This is a genomic window from Bartonella australis AUST/NH1 (genome assembly GCF_000341355.1).
GTDB classification, from domain to species: Bacteria; Pseudomonadota; Alphaproteobacteria; order Rhizobiales; family Rhizobiaceae; genus Bartonella; species Bartonella australis.
In genome coordinates, this window is sequence record NC_020300.1 from 456,253 (window position 1) to 474,959 (window position 18,707).

General features: G+C 40.8%; 16 protein-coding genes and 1 tRNA gene. 10 read left to right on the forward strand and 7 right to left on the reverse strand.

Annotation, left to right across the window (positions count from 1 at the left end):
• Window positions 1–216: 216 nt before the first annotated feature.
• On the reverse strand, window positions 217–909 hold the full coding sequence (locus tag BANH1_RS01965) for an HAD family hydrolase (RefSeq protein ID WP_015397763.1): 693 nt from the start codon (window positions 907–909) through the stop codon (window positions 217–219).
• Window positions 910–1,276: 367 nt separating this feature from the next.
• On the opposite strand from BANH1_RS01965, the gene BANH1_RS01970 reads away from it, so the two are divergent.
• The gene (locus BANH1_RS01970) at window positions 1,277–2,365 is read left to right on the forward strand and encodes a site-specific DNA-methyltransferase (protein WP_420804623.1); all 1,089 of its coding nucleotides are present in this window, start codon (window positions 1,277–1,279) and stop codon (window positions 2,363–2,365) included.
• Window positions 2,366–2,436: 71 nt separating this feature from the next.
• Here BANH1_RS01970 and mutY read toward each other — a convergent pair whose 3' ends face one another.
• Entirely contained in the window at window positions 2,437–3,495 is a 1,059-nt protein-coding gene (gene mutY, locus BANH1_RS01975) for an A/G-specific adenine glycosylase (protein ID WP_015397765.1), read from the reverse strand.
• Window positions 3,496–3,710: 215 nt separating this feature from the next.
• Here mutY and BANH1_RS01980 point away from each other — a divergent pair, with 215 nt between their 5' ends.
• From BANH1_RS01980 to BANH1_RS02010, 6 genes are all read left to right on the forward strand, one after another.
• Window positions 3,711–4,226, forward strand: coding sequence for a DUF721 domain-containing protein (locus BANH1_RS01980; RefSeq protein WP_015397766.1), 516 nt, complete (start codon window positions 3,711–3,713; stop codon window positions 4,224–4,226).
• Between the two features lie 115 nt (window positions 4,227–4,341).
• Window positions 4,342–4,998, forward strand: a complete 657-nt coding sequence (locus BANH1_RS01985; protein ID WP_015397767.1) for a DsbA family protein — start codon at window positions 4,342–4,344, stop codon at window positions 4,996–4,998.
• 168 nt (window positions 4,999–5,166) lie between these two features.
• The gene (ppdK, locus tag BANH1_RS01990; RefSeq protein ID WP_015397768.1) at window positions 5,167–7,839 is read left to right on the forward strand and encodes a pyruvate, phosphate dikinase; all 2,673 of its coding nucleotides are present in this window, start codon (window positions 5,167–5,169) and stop codon (window positions 7,837–7,839) included.
• 474 nt (window positions 7,840–8,313) lie between these two features.
• A complete protein-coding gene (locus tag BANH1_RS01995; RefSeq protein ID WP_015397769.1) occupies window positions 8,314–9,099 on the forward strand; it encodes a DUF1499 domain-containing protein in 786 nt (261 codons plus the stop codon).
• 452 nt (window positions 9,100–9,551) lie between these two features.
• Window positions 9,552–9,626, forward strand: a tRNA-Gln gene (locus BANH1_RS02000).
• Between the two features lie 788 nt (window positions 9,627–10,414).
• The gene (locus BANH1_RS02010; RefSeq protein ID WP_015397770.1) at window positions 10,415–11,017 is read left to right on the forward strand and encodes a superoxide dismutase; all 603 of its coding nucleotides are present in this window, start codon (window positions 10,415–10,417) and stop codon (window positions 11,015–11,017) included.
• A gap of 72 nt (window positions 11,018–11,089) precedes the next feature.
• Here the strand turns inward: BANH1_RS02010 and BANH1_RS02015 are convergent, their stop codons facing one another.
• Window positions 11,090–13,183, reverse strand: a complete 2,094-nt coding sequence (locus BANH1_RS02015) for a S9 family peptidase (RefSeq protein ID WP_015397771.1) — start codon at window positions 13,181–13,183, stop codon at window positions 11,090–11,092.
• 881 nt (window positions 13,184–14,064) lie between these two features.
• On the opposite strand from BANH1_RS02015, the gene BANH1_RS02020 reads away from it, so the two are divergent.
• Entirely contained in the window at window positions 14,065–14,502 is a 438-nt protein-coding gene (locus BANH1_RS02020; protein WP_015397772.1) for a Ros/MucR family transcriptional regulator, read from the forward strand.
• A 103-nt stretch (window positions 14,503–14,605) separates the two neighbouring features.
• On the opposite strand, the gene BANH1_RS02025 is transcribed toward BANH1_RS02020, so the two are convergent.
• Both BANH1_RS02025 and BANH1_RS07520 read right to left on the reverse strand, forming a co-directional pair.
• A complete protein-coding gene (locus tag BANH1_RS02025) occupies window positions 14,606–15,016 on the reverse strand; it encodes a SufE family protein (protein WP_015397773.1) in 411 nt (136 codons plus the stop codon).
• 98 nt (window positions 15,017–15,114) lie between these two features.
• Window positions 15,115–15,315 carry a DUF5330 domain-containing protein gene (locus tag BANH1_RS07520; RefSeq protein ID WP_244427670.1) on the reverse strand — a complete coding sequence of 67 codons (201 nt, stop codon included), beginning with the start codon at window positions 15,313–15,315 and terminating at the stop codon, window positions 15,115–15,117.
• Here BANH1_RS07520 and BANH1_RS07525 point away from each other — a divergent pair.
• A complete protein-coding gene (locus BANH1_RS07525) occupies window positions 15,218–15,454 on the forward strand; it encodes a hypothetical protein (protein ID WP_041582927.1) in 237 nt (78 codons plus the stop codon). The two genes, BANH1_RS07520 and BANH1_RS07525, sit on opposite strands and share 98 nt — an antisense overlap.
• A gap of 804 nt (window positions 15,455–16,258) precedes the next feature.
• On the forward strand, window positions 16,259–17,113 hold the full coding sequence (locus BANH1_RS02035; RefSeq protein ID WP_015397774.1) for a peptidoglycan-binding domain-containing protein: 855 nt from the start codon (window positions 16,259–16,261) through the stop codon (window positions 17,111–17,113).
• Between the two features lie 464 nt (window positions 17,114–17,577).
• Here the strand turns inward: BANH1_RS02035 and BANH1_RS02040 are convergent, their stop codons facing one another.
• Together BANH1_RS02040 and BANH1_RS02045 are read right to left on the reverse strand one after the other, a co-directional pair.
• The gene (locus BANH1_RS02040) at window positions 17,578–18,117 is read right to left on the reverse strand and encodes a DUF1254 domain-containing protein (protein ID WP_015397775.1); all 540 of its coding nucleotides are present in this window, start codon (window positions 18,115–18,117) and stop codon (window positions 17,578–17,580) included.
• On the reverse strand, window positions 18,110–18,706 hold the full coding sequence (locus BANH1_RS02045) for a DUF1214 domain-containing protein (RefSeq protein ID WP_015397776.1): 597 nt from the start codon (window positions 18,704–18,706) through the stop codon (window positions 18,110–18,112). The genes BANH1_RS02040 and BANH1_RS02045 overlap by 8 nt, the downstream gene beginning before the upstream one ends.
• Window position 18,707 lies beyond the last annotated feature (1 nt).

The following is an 18,707-nucleotide window of genomic DNA, read 5'->3' on the forward strand; positions in this document are numbered from 1 at the left end:
GATATTTAGCCCTTTGAGTTAACTTTAAATTGGATATTACCGGGATTATTTATTATGATAAAGATGCACCACACCCCAAGTATTTCTACAATACATTATTGACACCGTTTTGGGCATCTTTTGACTGCCCTGATATATGCTTTAACTCAATGATATCTTGATACAAAAAGTTGCAGAAGAGGGTGTCGATGTATGTTTAATATACTTTAATTATTATTATGAATCTTGCCATATTGCCATTGCTTCTAAAAGTTCTGGCAAGTGAGTGTGCCTTGTAATAACTGTTTCAGCCCCGGCGTCCGTGAGGGCATTAGTATGGCTAAAATAACTGTGAGATCCTCCAGTAAAACCGACAGTGCGCATGCCTGCTGCCGTCGCTGCGTGTACGCCGTGAATAGAATCTTCTATAACAATAGTGTTTGCCGGCTTCACACATAGCTGTTGCGCAGCGAAAAGAAAAACATCAGGCGCAGGTTTTAGTTTTTTAGCTCCAATTTCAGAGGCGGAAAATATTTTATCTTCAAAAAGATCGTATATGTTAACGGCGGTGAGCATTTCTTTTATACTTACGCTCGTCGCATTAGAGCAAATACAATAAGGATAGCGAGGCTTAATAAATTCTACTGCTTTTCTTACACCGCCAATAGCACGTAACTCAGTTTTGATTTGCGCACGAAAAAGATCGTCCATTTTGTTTATAAGATGAGCTGGGATTGGTTTCTCCGTTTCCTGTTCAATTTTTTTAAGAATATCAAAAAAGATAAGCCCGCAATAACGCTCACTTAATTCTTCTGGCGATATTTTATATCCTATTTCTTGAAGCAGTTGCGATTCGATTTTTGCTGCGAGATATTCAGAATCCACCAGAACTCCGTCACAATCAAAAATAATAAGATCAATTTGGGGCATAAGGCACTCCTTTATACGTTATCCGCAGCTTAAGAGTTTGCAAAAAAGGTATTCGTAGATTTTCAGTTCACGGGGATAGTTTCACAATCGTTACCGGTGATTTAACGAAGCACGAGGTATGCGAATAGCACATTGAAGAAAAAGAAAACAAGGCTAAATCGGCATCCAATCCTTTACCTGTCTTATAGGGATAAAACAAATATTATTTTTGGAACGCCTTAACGATACATTTACTTTATTTTGTGAGTATGACGGCCGATGCGGCTCTCTAAGGCATTTTAATCACAGGAAAATTTTGGTTTGTATTGTTGAGCGTTTTATGACAGTTGTTCAGCTTAAAAAAGATTTGGTTCGTGCTTCTTCACAGATGCAGTGGCGTAATAAAATCTTTAAAGGAGATTGCATTGCGATTCTGGGGAAACTTCCTAAGCATTCAATTGATGTTATTTTTGCAGATCCTCCCTATAATTTACAGTTAGAAGGTGCGTTGTACCGTCCAGATCATTCGCTCGTTGATGCTGTTAATGATGAGTGGGATCAATTTGAAAATTTTGCCTCTTATGATGCTTTTACGCGTGCGTGGTTGCTTGCTTGTCGTCGCGTCTTAAAGCCTAATGGAACACTCTGGGTTATCGGGTCTTATCATAATATTTTTCGAGTTGGCACAGCGTTACAGGATTTGGGCTTTTGGGTGCTTAATGATATTATTTGGCGCAAAAATAACCCTATGCCTAATTTTCGTGGGCGTCGCTTTCAAAACGCTCACGAGACGCTCATTTGGGCCGTGCGGGATCAGAAAGATAAAAAATATACATTTAATTATGATGCTTTAAAAGCTGCAAATGAAGATGTGCAAATGCGCTCGGATTGGCTTTTCCCCCTCTGCACAGGGGCTGAGCGTTTAAAGGATGAAGCAGGGCGTAAAGTGCATCCAACCCAAAAGCCACAAGCATTATTGGCGCGTATTATTTTGGCCTCTAGTAAGCCTGGTGATGTCATTCTTGATCCGTTTTTTGGTTCAGGGACGACAGGCGCTGTTGCTAAGCTTATGGGGCGTGATTTTGTGGGTATTGAACGTGAGCAACACTACATTGATGCAGCGCATAAGAGGATTTCTGCGGTAAAACCTTTAGCTGAACCAGAATTGACGATTTTAAATGGGAAAAAAGCAGAACCGCGTGTAGCATTCACTAGCTTACTGGAAGCGGGCTTACTTCGCCCTGGAAAGGTCCTTTATGATCGGAAGAAACAAATATCGGCGACTGTGAGGGCAGACGGTACTATTACGTGTTGCGGCGAAGCTGGTTCCATTCATATGATGGGACGGAAGGCACAGGCTTCGCAAAGCTGTAATGGTTGGACATTTTGGTATTATGAAGAAGATGGTCAATTAAAATCGATAGATGATTTAAGGACGGTAGTACGTTCACAGATGCTGGAAACCGGTGTTTTATAGGCGGCAAATTAAATTTTTTATTTTGGATTGTCTGCTTCTAAAACAGGTAGTCGGCTTTTTAGGGAGCGGGATTACTTTAGTTTGAAAGAGTCAGGGACCACGACTGAAATGGCTTTTTTCATGACTGTGGGGAGTGCTTCTTTAGCAAGCTGATGGGTGTCGCACCACCATCCATGTTCAAGGTTAATTTCTTGAATGCTGTCAACGCAATAAACGTCAAGTTTTAAAGAAAAGTGGGTAAAAATATGCGTAATCTGCCCTTTAAATTGCCAATTGGCGGAAAAAGGTGCGTCTTGGAGTCCGTTTTCACCGCGTGTCCCAATATTATTAGGGATTTGGGTCATGCCGCCGAGTAACCTTTTATTTTGTCGTTTTTCTAAGTAGATTTGCTTATTTTCATTAAATATTACAAAAGCAGTGCCAGTTTTTAAAGGGCGTTCTTTTTTAGCGGTTTTAACTGGAAAAATTTCCGTTGCTTGCATTTTTGCTGCTTTGCATAAATTTTGAAGAGGACAGAGTAAACAAGCCGGTTTTCGCGGTGTGCAAATTGTTGCTCCTAAATCCATCACAGCTTGAGCGAAGTCGCCGGGACGTTTTGAGGCGACAATTTTTTGCGTTTTTTCTCTGATTTCAGATTTTGCTTTAGGTAATACTGAAGTGATGGCAAATAAGCGGGTTATAACGCGCTCGACATTACCGTCAATAACAGCTACGGGGTGATTAAAAGCGATTGCAGCAATAGCTGCTGCAGTATAGTCTCCAATTCCGGGTAAAGTGCGTAATATTTTTGCAGATTGCGGAAATTTACCCCCGTGTTCTTGAACGAGTTTGCAGGCGCAATTTTTAAGATTACGCGCGCGCGAATAATAGCCAAGACCAGCCCATGCTTTCATGATATCATCTTGCGACGCTTGCGATAAAGAAAAGAGATCAGGCCATAATTTTAGAAATTTTTTGAAATAAGGTTTGACGGTTTCGACAGTCGTTTGTTGAAGCATGACTTCAGATAGCCAGACTTGATAAGGATCGGGGCGGGTGTTTTCTGTTTGTTTTTTAGGGGCGACGCGCCATGGCAAATTCCGGTGATTTTGGTCGTACCAAGCAAGGAGGAGTGAAGAGATTTCGTGCATCGTTATTTTCAACCATAGGAAGGTATAAAATGCAAAGAAAAAGTATTTATTTATCGTAGTGTACGGTTTATTTTGAGCGCTTTATCGCGGAATTTTAGGCTCAGCAGGTGCCGTATTTTCACTCGTGCTTGAGGTTAGCCCTGTGAGGTGGTAATTTTAAGACGAAAGAAAGGGCGTAACGATTTGGTAGATAATTTGACGAAGATTTAGAGCGAATGAGAAAACAATTTCAGGAGTGCCGTTTTTATCCTCTTTCCAAGGTGGTGTCTGGGATGCTCGATCCGATTTTGCGAAAGCGGGCGGGGCTTAATATGGTGCTTATAGAACATTGGCCGCAGATTGTGGGCAGCGATATCAGCGAACATACGGTGCCGTTCAAGATTATTTGGGAACATCATACAGGTCGAGATGGAGTTTTTCGACCTGCGACGCTTATTGTAGTTTCTGAGGGGTTTGCTGCATTAAAATTGATGCATGAAACAGATGAATTGATCCAGAGAGTTAATAGTTTTTTTGGGTATGCTGCCATCGGCCGCATTAAGGTAGAGCAAAAGCGCGCATCAATTTCCGTTGGTCCGCAGAAGGCGCAGAAGCTAGAGTCGCCTTTGGATAAAAAGGATAAAGAGCGTGTAGAAAAAATGCTTGAGGATATTGAAGATACGAGTTTGCGTCAGTTACTTTATGAACTTGGGTGTTGCATTTTTGCGGAAAAAAATAATAAAGTATCATAAAGGAGTTTATAATCTAAAATTATAGTTTGAAATTATAGCCTAAAATTATAAAAGGGTTTTGGTCTCTGTTTGTTTTGCAACAATATAAAGAAGTATTATCAAAGAAGTATTATTCATGCCATATTTTCGCGTCTTTCTATCTTCGGTCGTAGTTTTTAGTTTAGCCACAATTACGCATATTAGCGCTGCTGTCGCTCCATCTAGTGAAGTTAAACCGGTTGCAATTGTTGATATGGCTCGGCTTCTTCAATCGAGCAGGGTTAAGGATAGAGTTGAGGGGGAGGATAATGCGCCAGTAACTATTATTGAGTATGCTTCGCTGACGTGCGCTCATTGTGCCTTTTTCTTCAATGATATATTTCCGAAGCTTCGCGAAAAATATATCAAAACAGGGAAAGTAAGACTTATTTTCCGAGATTTTGCTTATGACCCCAGAGCGACAGCGGGCTTTATGCTGGCACGGTGTGTACCAGAGGATCGCTATTTTCCTTTAATAGAAGTTTTATTTCAAAAACAGGGTGAGTGGGTTTGGGAACAAGATGCTCTAACGCCATTAAAGAAGATTGGCTTAATGGCAGGGTTAACGGATGAAAGTTTTGATGCTTGCCTGAAAAATCAGTCTATTTTAGATGAAGTTAATGCATCTTTCGAGCGCGGGAAAGAGCTGGGCGTTACAGCGACGCCTACCTTTTTTATTAATGGCCATAAATATGAAGGCGCTGCATCAGAAGAGTCTTTCTTTTCGGTAATTGATAGTTTCCTTCCAAAATAGACTTCTTCTTCAAAAGATGAGCATTTCATTTCGCTAACAGGGATTAATTTTCGCGTTTACCCAGGTGATGTTTTGCTCAGCTTGGCCAATTTTTGGATCAAAAAATTACTTTTGACAATTAGCCTGAATCAGAGGATGTTTTGATGCTGATAACGGGAGAGTTTGTGTATGACAAAGTGGGTTTATAGTTTTGGCGACGGCCGTGCAGAAGGCAGTGCGAATGAATGCAACCTCCTTGGCGGCAAAGGAGCGAATTTGGCAGAAATGAGCAATCTTGGTTTGCCTGTGCCTCCTGGATTTACCATTACAACAGAAGTGTGTAACTTTTATTATGCAAATGATAGGGTATATCCTAAAGGATTGCGGGAAACCGTCAAGCAGACGCTCAAACGTGTCGGTGAGCAAACTGGACGCGAGTTTGGTAATGAAAAAATGCCACTTTTGCTCTCTGTACGTTCGGGGGCCAGAGCTTCTATGCCGGGGATGATGGATACAGTTCTGAATCTCGGTATGAATGATGGAACCGTGGAGACAATTGCTGTACAAGCTAACGATGAGCGCTTTGCTTACGACAGTTATCGCCGTTTTATTCAAATGTATTCCAATGTCGTTTTGGGATTAGATCATTCATGTTTTGAAGAGATCCTCGATGAAACGAAAATACGCAATGGCTATAATATCGATACAGAAATGACAGCTGATGATTGGAAAAATGTTATTATTTCTTATAAGGCGCACGTTGAAGAAAAGTTAGGGAAACCTTTTCCGCAGAATCCTGAAGAGCAATTATGGGGCGCGATCGGGGCAGTTTTTTCAAGTTGGATGACCATGCGTGCAGTCACTTATCGTCGTTTACACGATATTCCCGAAAATTGGGGGACAGCTGTTAACGTTCAGGCTATGGTTTTTGGCAATATGGGGGAAGATTCGGCGACAGGTGTTGCTTTTACACGTAATCCATCGACAGGAGAGAAAGAGCTTTATGGCGAATTTTTAGTTAATGCACAGGGTGAAGATGTCGTAGCGGGGATTCGCACTCCTCAAAATATCACAGAAATCGCACGTGTTGCTGCTGGTTCAAATAAGCCATCGCTGGAAAAAATTATGCCAGAAGCTTTTCGGGAACTATGCCGGATTGCTCATAAGCTTGAACAGCATTATCGAGATATGCAAGATTTAGAGTTCACGATTGAAAAAGGTAAATTATGGATGTTGCAGACTCGTTCAGGCAAGAGAACAGCGCGTGCAGCTCTAAAGATGGCAGTCGAAATGGTCGAGGAAGGATTGATAAGTCGTGAAGAAGCTATAATGCGGATTGAACCAAAATCTCTTGACCAGCTTTTGCACCCGACGCTTGATCCGCAAGCGACGCGTTCTGTTATAGCGTGTGGTTTGCCCGCTTCTCCTGGAGCGGCAACTGGTGAAATTGTTTTTACTTCAGAAGAAGCGGAAACAGTTAAGGCAGAAGGTCGGAAGGTTATTTTAGTACGCATAGAAACAAGCCCGGAAGACATTCATGGTATGCATGCTGCAGAAGGCATTTTAACGACGCGTGGTGGCATGACGAGTCACGCTGCCGTTGTAGCACGTGGTATGGGAAAACCCTGTATTTCTGGTGCGGGAAGTATACGGATTGATTACAGTACGAACACAATGGTTGCTTCAGGGCAGAGTTTTCAAAAAGGCGATATCATTACGATCGATGGTGGAAGTGGGGAGGTCTTCGAAGGGAAAGTCGCAATGTTGCAGCCTAAGCTTTGCGGAGATTTTTCTAAATTGATGGAATGGGCCGATGGGATGCGGCGTATGAAAGTTCGCGTTAATGCTGAAACGCCATCTGATGCACGTATGGGACGTTCTTTTGGGGCCGAGGGTATCGGCCTTTGTCGTACCGAGCATATGTTTTTCGCGGCCGAGCGTATTGTCGCTATGCGTGAAATGATTTTAAGCGGTGATGAAGAGGGACGTCGTAAAGCGCTGAATAAACTTTTGCCAATGCAGCGGTCGGATTTTATCGAGTTGTTTGAGATTATGTCTGGCCTGCCTGTCACTATCCGGTTTTTAGATCCGCCTTTACACGAATTTTTGCCGAAAACAGATGCAGAAATTCTCGATATTGCGACAGCTATGGGGGTTTCTCCTGAGATACTTGCAGAACGTGCTCAGCAATTGCACGAGTTTAACCCTATGCTTGGACTGCGGGGGTGCCGTCTGATTATTACTTATCCTGAAATTGCAGAAATGCAGGCGCGGGCAATTTTTGAAGCAGCAGCGGAGGCAGCTCAGAAAACTGGTTCTCCTGTTATGCTTGAAATTATGGTGCCGCTCGTTGCGCTTAAGTCTGAATTGGTTTTTGTTAAAGCCTGCATTGATCATGTAGCTGGTGAAGTGATGAGGGAGAAAAGAATAGACCTTCACTATATAGTTGGAACGATGATTGAATTACCAAGGGCAGCTCTTCGGGCGGACGAAATTGCAGAAATCGCAGAATTTTTTTCGTTTGGGACAAATGATCTGACGCAAACGACTTTTGGTATTTCGCGTGATGATGCAGCATCTTTTTTGGAAATTTATTTTCAAAAAGGGCTTTTAGAACAAGATCCTTTCATATCAATTGATCGCGGTGGAGTTGGAGAGCTCATTGCCACCGCAGTACAGCGTGGACGTTCTCAGCGTGCGAAAATTAAATTGGGCATTTGCGGTGAGCACGGAGGTGACCCTAATTCAATCGCTTTGTGTGAAGAAAATGACTTAGACTACGTCTCATGCTCTCCCTTCCGAGTACCAATTGCACGTTTAGCCGCTGCGCAATCAGCAATTGCTAAAAAACGTAGGCGCTGAAGGTGTTGTCTATATGATTATTTCTGTGCGCAAATAATACTTTTTAACCTTTTATATATCACTAAAGGCGGGGAAAAGGGGGATATTGCTGGGATGCAGTGGGAAGAAGGTAGTATCACGCTTTGATATGCGTATAGGCCGATAAGGCGGGGTACAATGGTATACGATCCGTTGTCACCGCAGCTCGTTATTTATAGAATAGTACCGACTTTCTAAATTTTTCTTGAAGGTGAATATCAGCGTTTTTCTGTTTGCCAAAAGACGAGAAGGAGGGGGCGTATTACAAAAATAAAAGGCCAAAATACGATGATCTATATAAATTGGTTAAAATAGCTATCGGAGGTATCAAGCAGGATTATCCTTGATCTCACGAGTAAGTGCTTTACTTTTTCTATGTGATTGGAAGCGGTCCATGAGATACAAAATCTGAGGGTAGCTTTACCAAGAACACGTTATCGAGAAAAAGAGAGCTTAATGCAAAAGAGATATGTTCGGTTAACCTCAAGGGCGGCGGTATGGGCGCCGCGTTTCGGTGGATTGGCTTTCCTTATTTTGCTATTTTCGGCGCTCCTACAGCGTTTTTCTGTGATTCGCACGATTGACTTCGCTATTTTGATGGTAGTTTCTGCGTGCTGCGTTCTTTTTTCTCTCTTTCTTGCTGTAAAAGCGCTTTACAGTTTATGGAGGTATGGCGCCCGGGGTGGGATGAAAGCTCTAAGAGGTATTGTATATTCATTGATAACTGCTACACCACTGATGTTATTCGTCTGGTTTTGGTTTGCTTTTCCGGCTATTTATGACGTTTCTACTGATACACGAAGGCCGCCGGTTTTTTTTCGTTCCGCACGCCCTAGTGATTCTTTGCCGCTTAAGAGCGTTTTGATTGAACAGGCAGCGTTACAAATGTCAGAATGGCCGGAAATGTCTGGTCGTCGTTATGAGGGCTCTCCTGATTATATTAGTAAATCTGTTCTTAATGTTTTAGCTGCTTATGGTTGGCCAGTGATAGCTCAGCGGTCTGTTAAGGGAGAAGAAGAAGAATTGTATATTGAGACAGTAGCGAAGTCTTTTAGCTTTGGTTTTATTTCTGATATCGCGATTCGCTTAACAGATGAAGGAGGTACAACTTTTGTTGATATGCGCGCTGCTTCACGTTATTTTCCGAGGGATTTTGGTACAAATGCCGCTTTTATTATCGCTTTTATGGATGCACTCGATATGGAAATAGCTTCGCTCCCTTTTTATCAAAGTGATGAGTAAAAGCTGTTGAGATATAGTGCGTTGTTGCAGCAAGGCGCCTTATTTCTTCAATAAATTTTTGAGCTGGGCAAAAATAGGGAGATTGGTTTCCTCCTATAATTTTGAGTTAGAGCTTTTAAACGATTTTTTTGATGGGGTGATCATTGCGGGCGGCAAATTCTAAAGTGGTTTTTTGTTTCATTTTTAGTTGCTTGTTAAGGTATTAATATAACGGAGGGCGTTTATAAATAGCGATTGCTGAAGATTGGATGGGAGAAAGCACGCTATGGGAGGTAGCATCACCGCAGAGTTTTCCATTAACGTGAATGCTTGATTGTTAGTAATATTTATTCGCGTCGTCACCATGCGGGCTAACTTTACGGCACGAAAAAGTGAGAGCTTTAACTTTCAGATGTTGCGTACGATTGCGGAAATGGCTATAAGGTGCGGACGCGGATGCAGCTGCGTCCTTTTGGGGTATAGCCAAGCGGTAAGGCACCGGTTTTTGGTACCGGCATTCCCTGGTTCGAATCCAGGTACCCCAGCCAGATTTTTTAAAGCTTTGTTTCGAGGATCTTTTTTCGAAGTGGGTAGCAACAGGTAGATGGTTTTGCAGGGTTTCGAGTTATTTCCCCGTAACCTTTCTGTAATGTAGTTTTGACTGCATGTAGCGGCGTGGCCATTAATTACGGCTTGGATTATGGGGTTTTCTCGAGTCTAGACTGTTTAAATTTAGACAAGTTCGCACATTTAGGATTAACGTGGGGAGCGTTTTGAATATGTATACGCACCTTTCTAAGATCACTTATGGTTTAGGAAACTACATTTGCTTTTCAAGGGCGTTTTTGAAGCTTCGATTGAGAAAATAGAATAAGGCCGCTCGTTTCGTTCAGTAAAGAAATGTGGGGGTTTATTTTACCGAATCTGTTTGATATTCTTGGGCCTACTTCAGCGTAGCTTAATCAGCCGCATTCAATGTGGGTTTCGCTGCTTATTTTTTTGAAAATCACGATGGAGAGGGGATTGTATTTTCAACTTTTTGTGCTAATCCGCAATTTTATACAATGGGGCCGACAAAGTGGCTCTCTGAAGGGGGGCTTCCTGTTTTGTTCCATCGATCGCCCGACACGCGGTTAAGAACTTTTTTAGCGATGCAATTGTATTAATCGATCATATCTTGATTGGTTAATTAAACGGTCCATGAAAAGCTTCTTTATAGATAGACGCTTGTGAATGCTAAATGATATGTATAGATATTTATTTATTTTTAGATGCTATGAGTACCAAATTAGGTCTATAGAGTGAGCTTAAAATTAGAATCGAGGAGATTTTTAAAATGGCTTTTGAATTGGCAGAATTGCCTTATGCTTATGATGATTTTTCGCCGTATATGTCGCGGGAAACGCTCGAATATCACCGTGATAAGCACCACCTTGCTTATCTTACTAATACTAACAAGTTGGTGAAAGATTTGGGCTTAGAGGGTAAAAGCATCGAAGATATCATTAAAGAAAGCTTCGGAAAAAATCCCGCTTTATTTAATAATGCCGCCCAGTATTACAATCACAACCAGTTTTGGTATTGGATGAAAAAAGGCGGTGGTGGTCGAAAATTACCAGAAAAATTAGCGCGAGCTATTGAAACCGACCTGGGCGGCTATGATAAATTCCGTGCAGATTTTATTGCGGCGGGTTGTGCTCAATTTGGTTCTGGTTGGGCGTGGCTTTCTGTCAAAGATGGCAAGCTTGAAATTACAAAAACACCCAATGGTGAAAATCCCTTGGTTCATGATGCTCAACCTATTCTAGGGGTCGATGTTTGGGAGCATTCTTATTATATTGATTATCGTAATGCACGCCCGAAATACCTCGAAGCTTTCGTGGATAATTTGATTAATTGGGATTACGTTCTCCAACTGTATGAAGGTTGTGGGTTTTAAACAATTTGTTTCAAAATCGGGGGCTCCGTGCTTTACTGAATCACGAAGCCTTTTTAGAAAAAAATACTTAAGTTATAAATGGTGTTTGCCTGCTATTTTCAGAATATACGCGTATATGTACGCGGTCTCTTTTAGTCTTGAGAATCGACCGGCTGTCCCTGTGTGACCCGAATCCATATTTATTCGCAATAAGATTGGGTTGTTATCTGTTTTACAGTCACGTAGTTTTGCTATCCATTTTGCAGGCTCCCAATAAGTTACGCGAGGATCGGTTAGTCCTGCGGTAGCGAGGATAGGGGGGTATTTCTGTGCTTTTACGTTATCATAGGGTGAATAAGAGGCGATAAGATTATAATCTTCTTGTGATTCAAGCGGATTGCCCCATTCAGGCCACTCTATGGGTGTCAGAGGTAGTGAAGCATCTAACATAGTCGTGAGGACATCGACAAAAGGGACGTTCGCTATAATGCCGGCAAAGTCTTGCGGGGCCATGTTCGCGATGGCGCCCATCAACATTCCTCCTGCTGAGCCTCCTTGAGCGATGAGACGGTCGTGAGCGGTGAATTTATTTTCCACGAGGTGGCGTCCGCATGCGATAAAATCTGTGAATGTATTTTTTTTGAAAAGGTGTTTTCCTTTTTCGTGCCACTCAACTCCTTTTTCTTTTCCCCCACGAATATGAGCAATTGCGTAAATAAAGCCTCTATTAACCAATGAAAGGACGTTGCTGTCGAAATCTGCGGGTATGGAAATTCCATAAGCGCCGTAACCATAAAGAAGACAAGGTGCGCTGCCGTTAAGCGGGGTGGTTTTATGATAAAAAAGTGAGATAGGAATTTTTTCACCATCATCTGCAGTTGCTGTAATACGCTTCGCTATATAATCATCTTTATTGTGCCCGGAGGGGACTATTTGTGTTTTTAGAAGTATTTGTTTGCGACTTTTAATTTCATAATCAAAAACCTGATCAGGTGTTGTCATGGATGAATAAGAAAAACGAATGGTTTGGCTGTCATATTCTGCAGCGCCTTGTAGGCCTAAAGAGTAAGCTTCTTCTGTAAAGGCGACGAGATGAATTTGTCCAGTAGAACGCTCCATGACTTGTATACGAGGAAGCCCATCGAACCGTTCAAACCAGATAAGAAAATCTTGATAAGCATCATGAGATAAAATTAGGCGTCCGAGTTGGTGAGGTATGAGTTCGGACCAGTTTTCTGGTTGCGGTGATGCGCACGGCGCTACCATAATTTTAAAATCTTTAGCGTTATCTTGATTAGTGAGAATATAAAAGACATCCCCTCCTTCTGTGAGAGAATACTCAACACCTTTTTGACGCTTTTTTACGCATCGGGGAGCTGTAAGAGGCGATTCAGCAGGGATGAGCCAAGTTTCTGATGTTTCATGGTCATGAACATTAATATAAATAACGTTATTGAGCTTAGAACCACTTATATTTAAAAAAAATCCCGGATCTTTTTCAGAGAAAATAAGCTTGTCTTGAGATTGCTCGGTATTCAATCGATGATAATAGAGTTCTGAAGGACGATGATTTTCATCCATTTTAGTGTAGAAAAAACCTTCAGATTTTGCATCCCATACAATTTGTCCAGATGTTTCAATGATCGTATCCGTATAGTCAGACAATGTTTTAAAACTGCGAATCTTAGCTGTATAAAATTCAGATCCTTTGTCATCGTAAGTCCATGCAACATGTGTATGATCAGGAGATATTTGGACCGATCCAAAATTGAAATAGTTTTTACCTTCGGCCAAGGCATCACCATTAAGGTAAATATTTTTTTTACCTCCGTCTCTAGGCATGCGAAAATAGCGTGGTTGTTGACCTCCGGTGATATAGGATAGGCCATAGGAAAAAGGGCCACGTTTCACGGGAACAGAACTATCATTTTCTTGAATACGATTTTTCATTTCTGCAAAAAGTGAATCCTGCAATAGTTGTGTATCAGCCATTTGAGCGGCTTGATAAGCATTTTCTTTTTCGAGATGACATCGGATATTTTTACAAAGATTGTTAGGATTTTTGAAAACATTCCGCCAGTTAGATGCACGTAACCAGTGGTAAGGGTCATTACGGCAGGTACCGTGGTATATTTTTTTATAAACAATTTTGGGTGCCTTCGGGGGAAGTACAGATGGGTAAGTCATATATGGTCCTATATTGAAAGACATCAGTGGTTTTTTCACATGCTGAAGAAATAATATGCACGTAATAACATGAGCTTGTAAATTACAGTTTATTCAGCAAAGGTGCGGCTGAAGGAGATTTGGCGGTTCATACAACACATTATTCATTATGTGCTATAATGAACGTTCCTTAACATATGTAACAGCATTTTCACCGATGAGTTGGAAAAAATTAGCTATTTGGTACCGAGACCAAATTTTGCCGTATGGTGGAGTCGCTTGCTACGACTTACGCAGTAAAACAGCAAAGAAGTGAAGGTACCAAAATTCGCATAGAAAAAAGCCCCCTTGAGGTCATATTAATGTGCCTTTCCGTACTGTTTTAACGTTAATCATTCACATTTAAGCTGTTTTATACATTTTGTTTTTATTTATCTATGCATTTCCCATGCGTTGAATTTGAAAGGTTATTTGACTCACTTTTTAATGTCTATGGAAGGTTGTCCTCTGATATTAAAGTTGAGATTTTCAGAGAAAATAATAAAGTACGATATCATTAATACATAAAATAAAAAACTTATTTTATGTATTATAGCCTTGTATTGAACATATTTATTCCTAAATTCAATGTAAAATGTTAAGTTTATACTGTACTTTGTTTTCGTAAAAGGTGTTTTACGAGGCGAAGTCCTTTTTAAAAAGGGAACAAATCAGCTTTTTTGTTATATAATATGACGAAAAATGGGATTTTGTTTTGTTTTTTTGTGTTAGAGCTATTTTATAGAATAATTGAATTGACAAAAAAGATTTTTATACAATATGAAACTTATGCGCGTGAAATTCTGGTATTACGAGTGTAAATGCGAATGATGTCTCAATTTTAATATTTAAAGGAAACAAAAATGGAACGTCATCCAGTCCTAGAGACTGAAAGCAATTTAGTTATTACGTTGGTTGCTGATGTTGTCGCTGCTTATGTGGGTAATAATTCGATCCGGCCGACTGAAGTACCAAGTTTGATTGCTGATGTTCATGCTGCTTTTTTAAAAGCGGGAAATGCGGCGTTAACGGAAGTTGAAATCGAAAAGCAAAGGCCTGCTGTTAATCCGAAACGTTCAATCTTTCCTGATTACCTTATTTGTCTTGAAGATGGGAAGAAGTTTAAGTCTTTAAAGCGTCATCTTATGACGCATTATGGGATGCTGCCTGAGGACTATCGTGAAAAATGGCAACTGGACAGTTCTTATCCTATGGTTGCACCCAATTATGCGAAAGCTCGTTCGGCTTTAGCCAAGGAAATGGGGCTTGGGCGCAAAAGTCAGCAGAAGAAAGCTAAGTAATTGCATTTTCTGAAAAGCATTCCGAATTTCGGCGTGTGGAGGTTCTGTTTTAGAAAAGATGTTTGTCGCGGTCTTTTTTGGTCGCGGTACAAGGGTCTGATTCTTATAGAGAGCTCTCAGCGCGGATACGATTAATCATTGATTTAAGGCCATTAGATCGTTGTGGGGTTAAATTTTCGTGTAAGCCAAGTGTTTCAAAAAGTTTTTCAGCGTCCGCTGTGCGAATTTCAGAAGCCCTCTTGCCTGAGTAGAATGCAAAGAGGATGTAAATGAGCCCGCGCACGATATGGGCGTCGGAGTCACCTAGGAATGTTAATATGGGATTTTCTGAGTTATCATGAGAAGATAAGAGCCATACTTGGCTGACGCAGCCGTGCACTTTGTTGGCATCATTCCGGGCACTTTCGGGAAAAGGCGGTAATTTGTGGCCAAGTTCAATTACATAACGATAGCGATCTTCCCAATTATCGAGAAGAGCGAAATTTTCCGCAATGTCGTCGATCGTCTCTGTCATAGACGCAGACCTTTCTTTGTGTTATTGTTTAGTGAAATTTTATTGACGGGTAAATATTTATTATCCCCTGTTTATTTTTCCATGAGGTTCGGTGTGTCTTATTTGGGGCCAGTGTTTTTGGATTGAGTTGTGTCTTTACCGCTAAATGTGCGATCGAGGTATTCATAGGCGATTTTTGCGCCATCGCGTGCGTGCTCTCCAATGGAATTTAAAAAAGATTTTCCGGTTTTACAGATTGTCATATTACGCCCGCAAAATGCCCGCAAATCGTTTACAGTTCCTGTAAAGGCGGTAGCCACATCGCTTATTGTTATGTCTACGGTTGCTGAAGAGGAAGAGCGGCCGCCGTTTGGCTTTGTTGCAAAAAGCGAAATAACCACGAAGGCAAAAAATAAAAAAAACACTGTTTTAATTAAAAAACGCACCATGGGAGGCTAATATACCGCAGTTAGAAATGAATAAAAAGAAATAATTTATGATATTTTTGCTGAAAGATTGGTAACACCTTATATCTTAAAAATACACGTCATCGATTATGTCAGAAAAGATGCATAACGCAATGTGTGTACAAGGCAGTGCTCATTGTCTTTTTGATAAAAATCTTAACATCAAATTTCCGCGTGAAAGATCATTGAAAATGCGCGACGTTTCCGGTTCTATCAGGGTAGTTGGAAAAAAATCTTCCTTACTCCTTTCACTATTTCGAATAAAAGTTTGAATGGAGCCTGCAAAATTTGTTAAATAGCAGCGGAGTAAATTGACATTGTCGTACGATATTATATTAACCGCGTTGACTACGTTATTACACGGGGGTGTGAGTTTACGTACGGGATATCGGGAAGATATATGCTGTGAGGTTGATTATTTGACATTAAGGTAAATGTCGAATTTTGCTTCATGTGTCGTCCGGAGTATGCTTGAAAAAGCGCATTACGTGCGCGGTGGTATATAGAGAGGTGCGGAGGACTGATTATACGCAATGATGGCGTTGAATAAAACAAAAGGGCGTCGTGTATTAAGCTCTTCTTGCGTGTGCTTGGAGTGCCTGTGAGGTGTGGTATTACGAAAAATAGATTAGAAGTTATTGCCGGTCTACAAACTTACCTATCTACGTAATAATTAACAGTTTAAAAGAACATGGAACAATAGCGCCAGTGTGTTTTCTCAGCCGGCTGAAAATGGAGGTTGTTTATATTGGACCTCGCACAGGGAGCAGTTAAAACCGAGAATAAAATTGAGATAATGGCAAAAAAACGAAAGACGCGCAAAACCAAAGTTGCCCGACAGCGCAGCTTTATTATAGCATTTTTTTTAATAAGTAGTCACTTTTTTTTCTGGTTAGTGAAATGGCTTTATCAGCGTACACGCGCGAACGCTTTATTGGTCGTTGGCTTTTTTCTTTTCATTATCAGTTTTGGGGTCGTTACTTTGAATGCTTTATTTTTACAAAGAAATATGCATCAAAATGTATTTATTCAAATGGAATCATTGCCGTTTTCAGCTTTGGTCAAAAGTTCCGCTATACTTAAAAAGCCGGCAAATTTCCCAGAAGACATTCGAGTTATCCCTATACCTGTTTTGAATAGTTTACGTAAAAATTCATCTTCACATCCTCTACGTAACTCTCTGTCGCAGAATTTGCCAGAAATGAAAGAAAAGCCGACAAAACTTGGATTTTATGATGGCGCTTTAGGCAGGATAAATAGTCCTGAAACACGTCGTGCTGTACCACTGCGGGAACAACGAACTGCTCATGGAACTTCATCAGCGCAAAGGAGCATTCTACCGAAATACTCTACAGATGAGATTGCTTTATTAATTAAGCGCAGCGAAGAAAATATAGCAAATGATAAAATAATAACAGATAGCCCGACGCATCCAGAGAAGGTCATTTTAAGTCTTTCTACCGCGGATATTACGCGGGTGCAAGAGGCTTTGCGCATTTTCGGCAACCAGGAAGTGGTCGTCACTGCTGTAGAAGATAAGGAGACTGAGAGCGCTTTAAAACAGTTTCAAAAAATGTTTAATCTTCCCATAACAGGTAAGATTAGCCGTGGGGTTTTGGTTAAAATGCGTGAAGTTGGTTTATTGAGCTGAAGACAATCCCCTTTATGCAGAGTCCTCACATAATTGTTTGAGTTTTACGGACATCGGGCTTACTTGGGAGTAAATGTGGATTGTAAGTTAAATAATCGATGTGGGTACGCTTATTACTCAGAGCCTTTCGATGTTACTTGTAGTGCTGGAGGCAGTCTTCGCCAAACATGGATATTTTAAGTGAAATAGAAGGAATTTTCGTTTTATTTCACGAGAGGTGGCGAGTGGATGAATTCAACTGTGTTTATATCGTAGGAGTCTTTATGTATTGAATAGGAATAGCTGTTAGCATTTTTTCGCCAGCCTTCTAAATTGATAAACAAATTTCAAGTTATCAAAAATAAAAAATAAGGGCCGTAGCGCAATTCTATATCTCTCTCGATCGAGGATAAAATTGTCATTTCGGTAATCTCGTTCGCTTTTACAAAAATAGGATAATCGCAAAATTAGAGGTTAATGTGATTTTATTCATTAAATATGCGACAAGTTGCAGATGAAAGAAAAGCTTCGCTTTCCTTTTTCGTGGAGAGAGAAGGGGTGAAGATACGCAAGATAGCAAAGCCTTTGTTTAATTTTTTAGCCACTAAAACTGGATCGGTCTCGTTTTTAGATTTCGATTGCCTGAGAGTCATCACTTGTATAGGGGTTCCAACGATAAGATTGAGCACGGCATTAGGGGCTGTTTGGTCGTTGATACTATAAAAAATCGTTCCTTCATATGTATAAACTGACAATGACCAAAATTGTGTAATTGGGGGAGTTGTTAAATGAACAGGGCCATTTTTGAGGTTAAATTTGCAGACTTTAAAGAGGAATAAGGGGTCAGCGGATCGGCGAATAGGATCCTTTGGATCTAAATCTACAAATTGATAATATTTTCCTGTCTTCTCAAGTCGCTCCCACGTATTATGCTGCGTATAATAAGGGACTAAAAATAAAACACAAATATGAACTACAACAGCACCAATACTTGTAAGAAGCGCGGCGTAAATGAATTTAGTCACAGCCTTTTTGTCCTGATGGAATTCGTTTTATGGATGGCATGATAAGTTTGTGTAACGGCGTTATAGTCATGATTGGTGTATCGTACAAGGTGAGGACGAGCCCGAATTCTTTTTTACTAAGAGTCGTAAGCCAATTTCCAGTTTGCGGTATTGGTGATATGTGTATACGCAATGACCCATCGCTTTCATAGATGGCATTATGAGTGTGAAGTTCGAAGGGTATAGATTTAGTTGAGATATAGGGTTCAAGAAATTGGTTGGCTGCATAAAGAGTAAAGAGTCGTGCCGTGGGGATTTGGCCTTCAAGTAAATAATGGCAATAGGGCTGTAGTGGGCGCCCGTCGTTATCCCTCCAAGCTTGAAAAGCTACGTTTTCTACGTATCCAAGGGAGAGCTCACCACGTTTCGCGGTGCGTGCGCGGGTATAGGGGTCCGCGTTTAAGGTTCCTATTTGTGGATAAGCACTCCATTCTCCAATTGTTAAACGCCCAAAATTTTTGGAAGAATTGAGCATGTAATCAACACTAAGTGTTCCAAATAGAATGGAAAAAGAAAAAATTAAAAAAGCACTAGCGATATTAATAGCCATT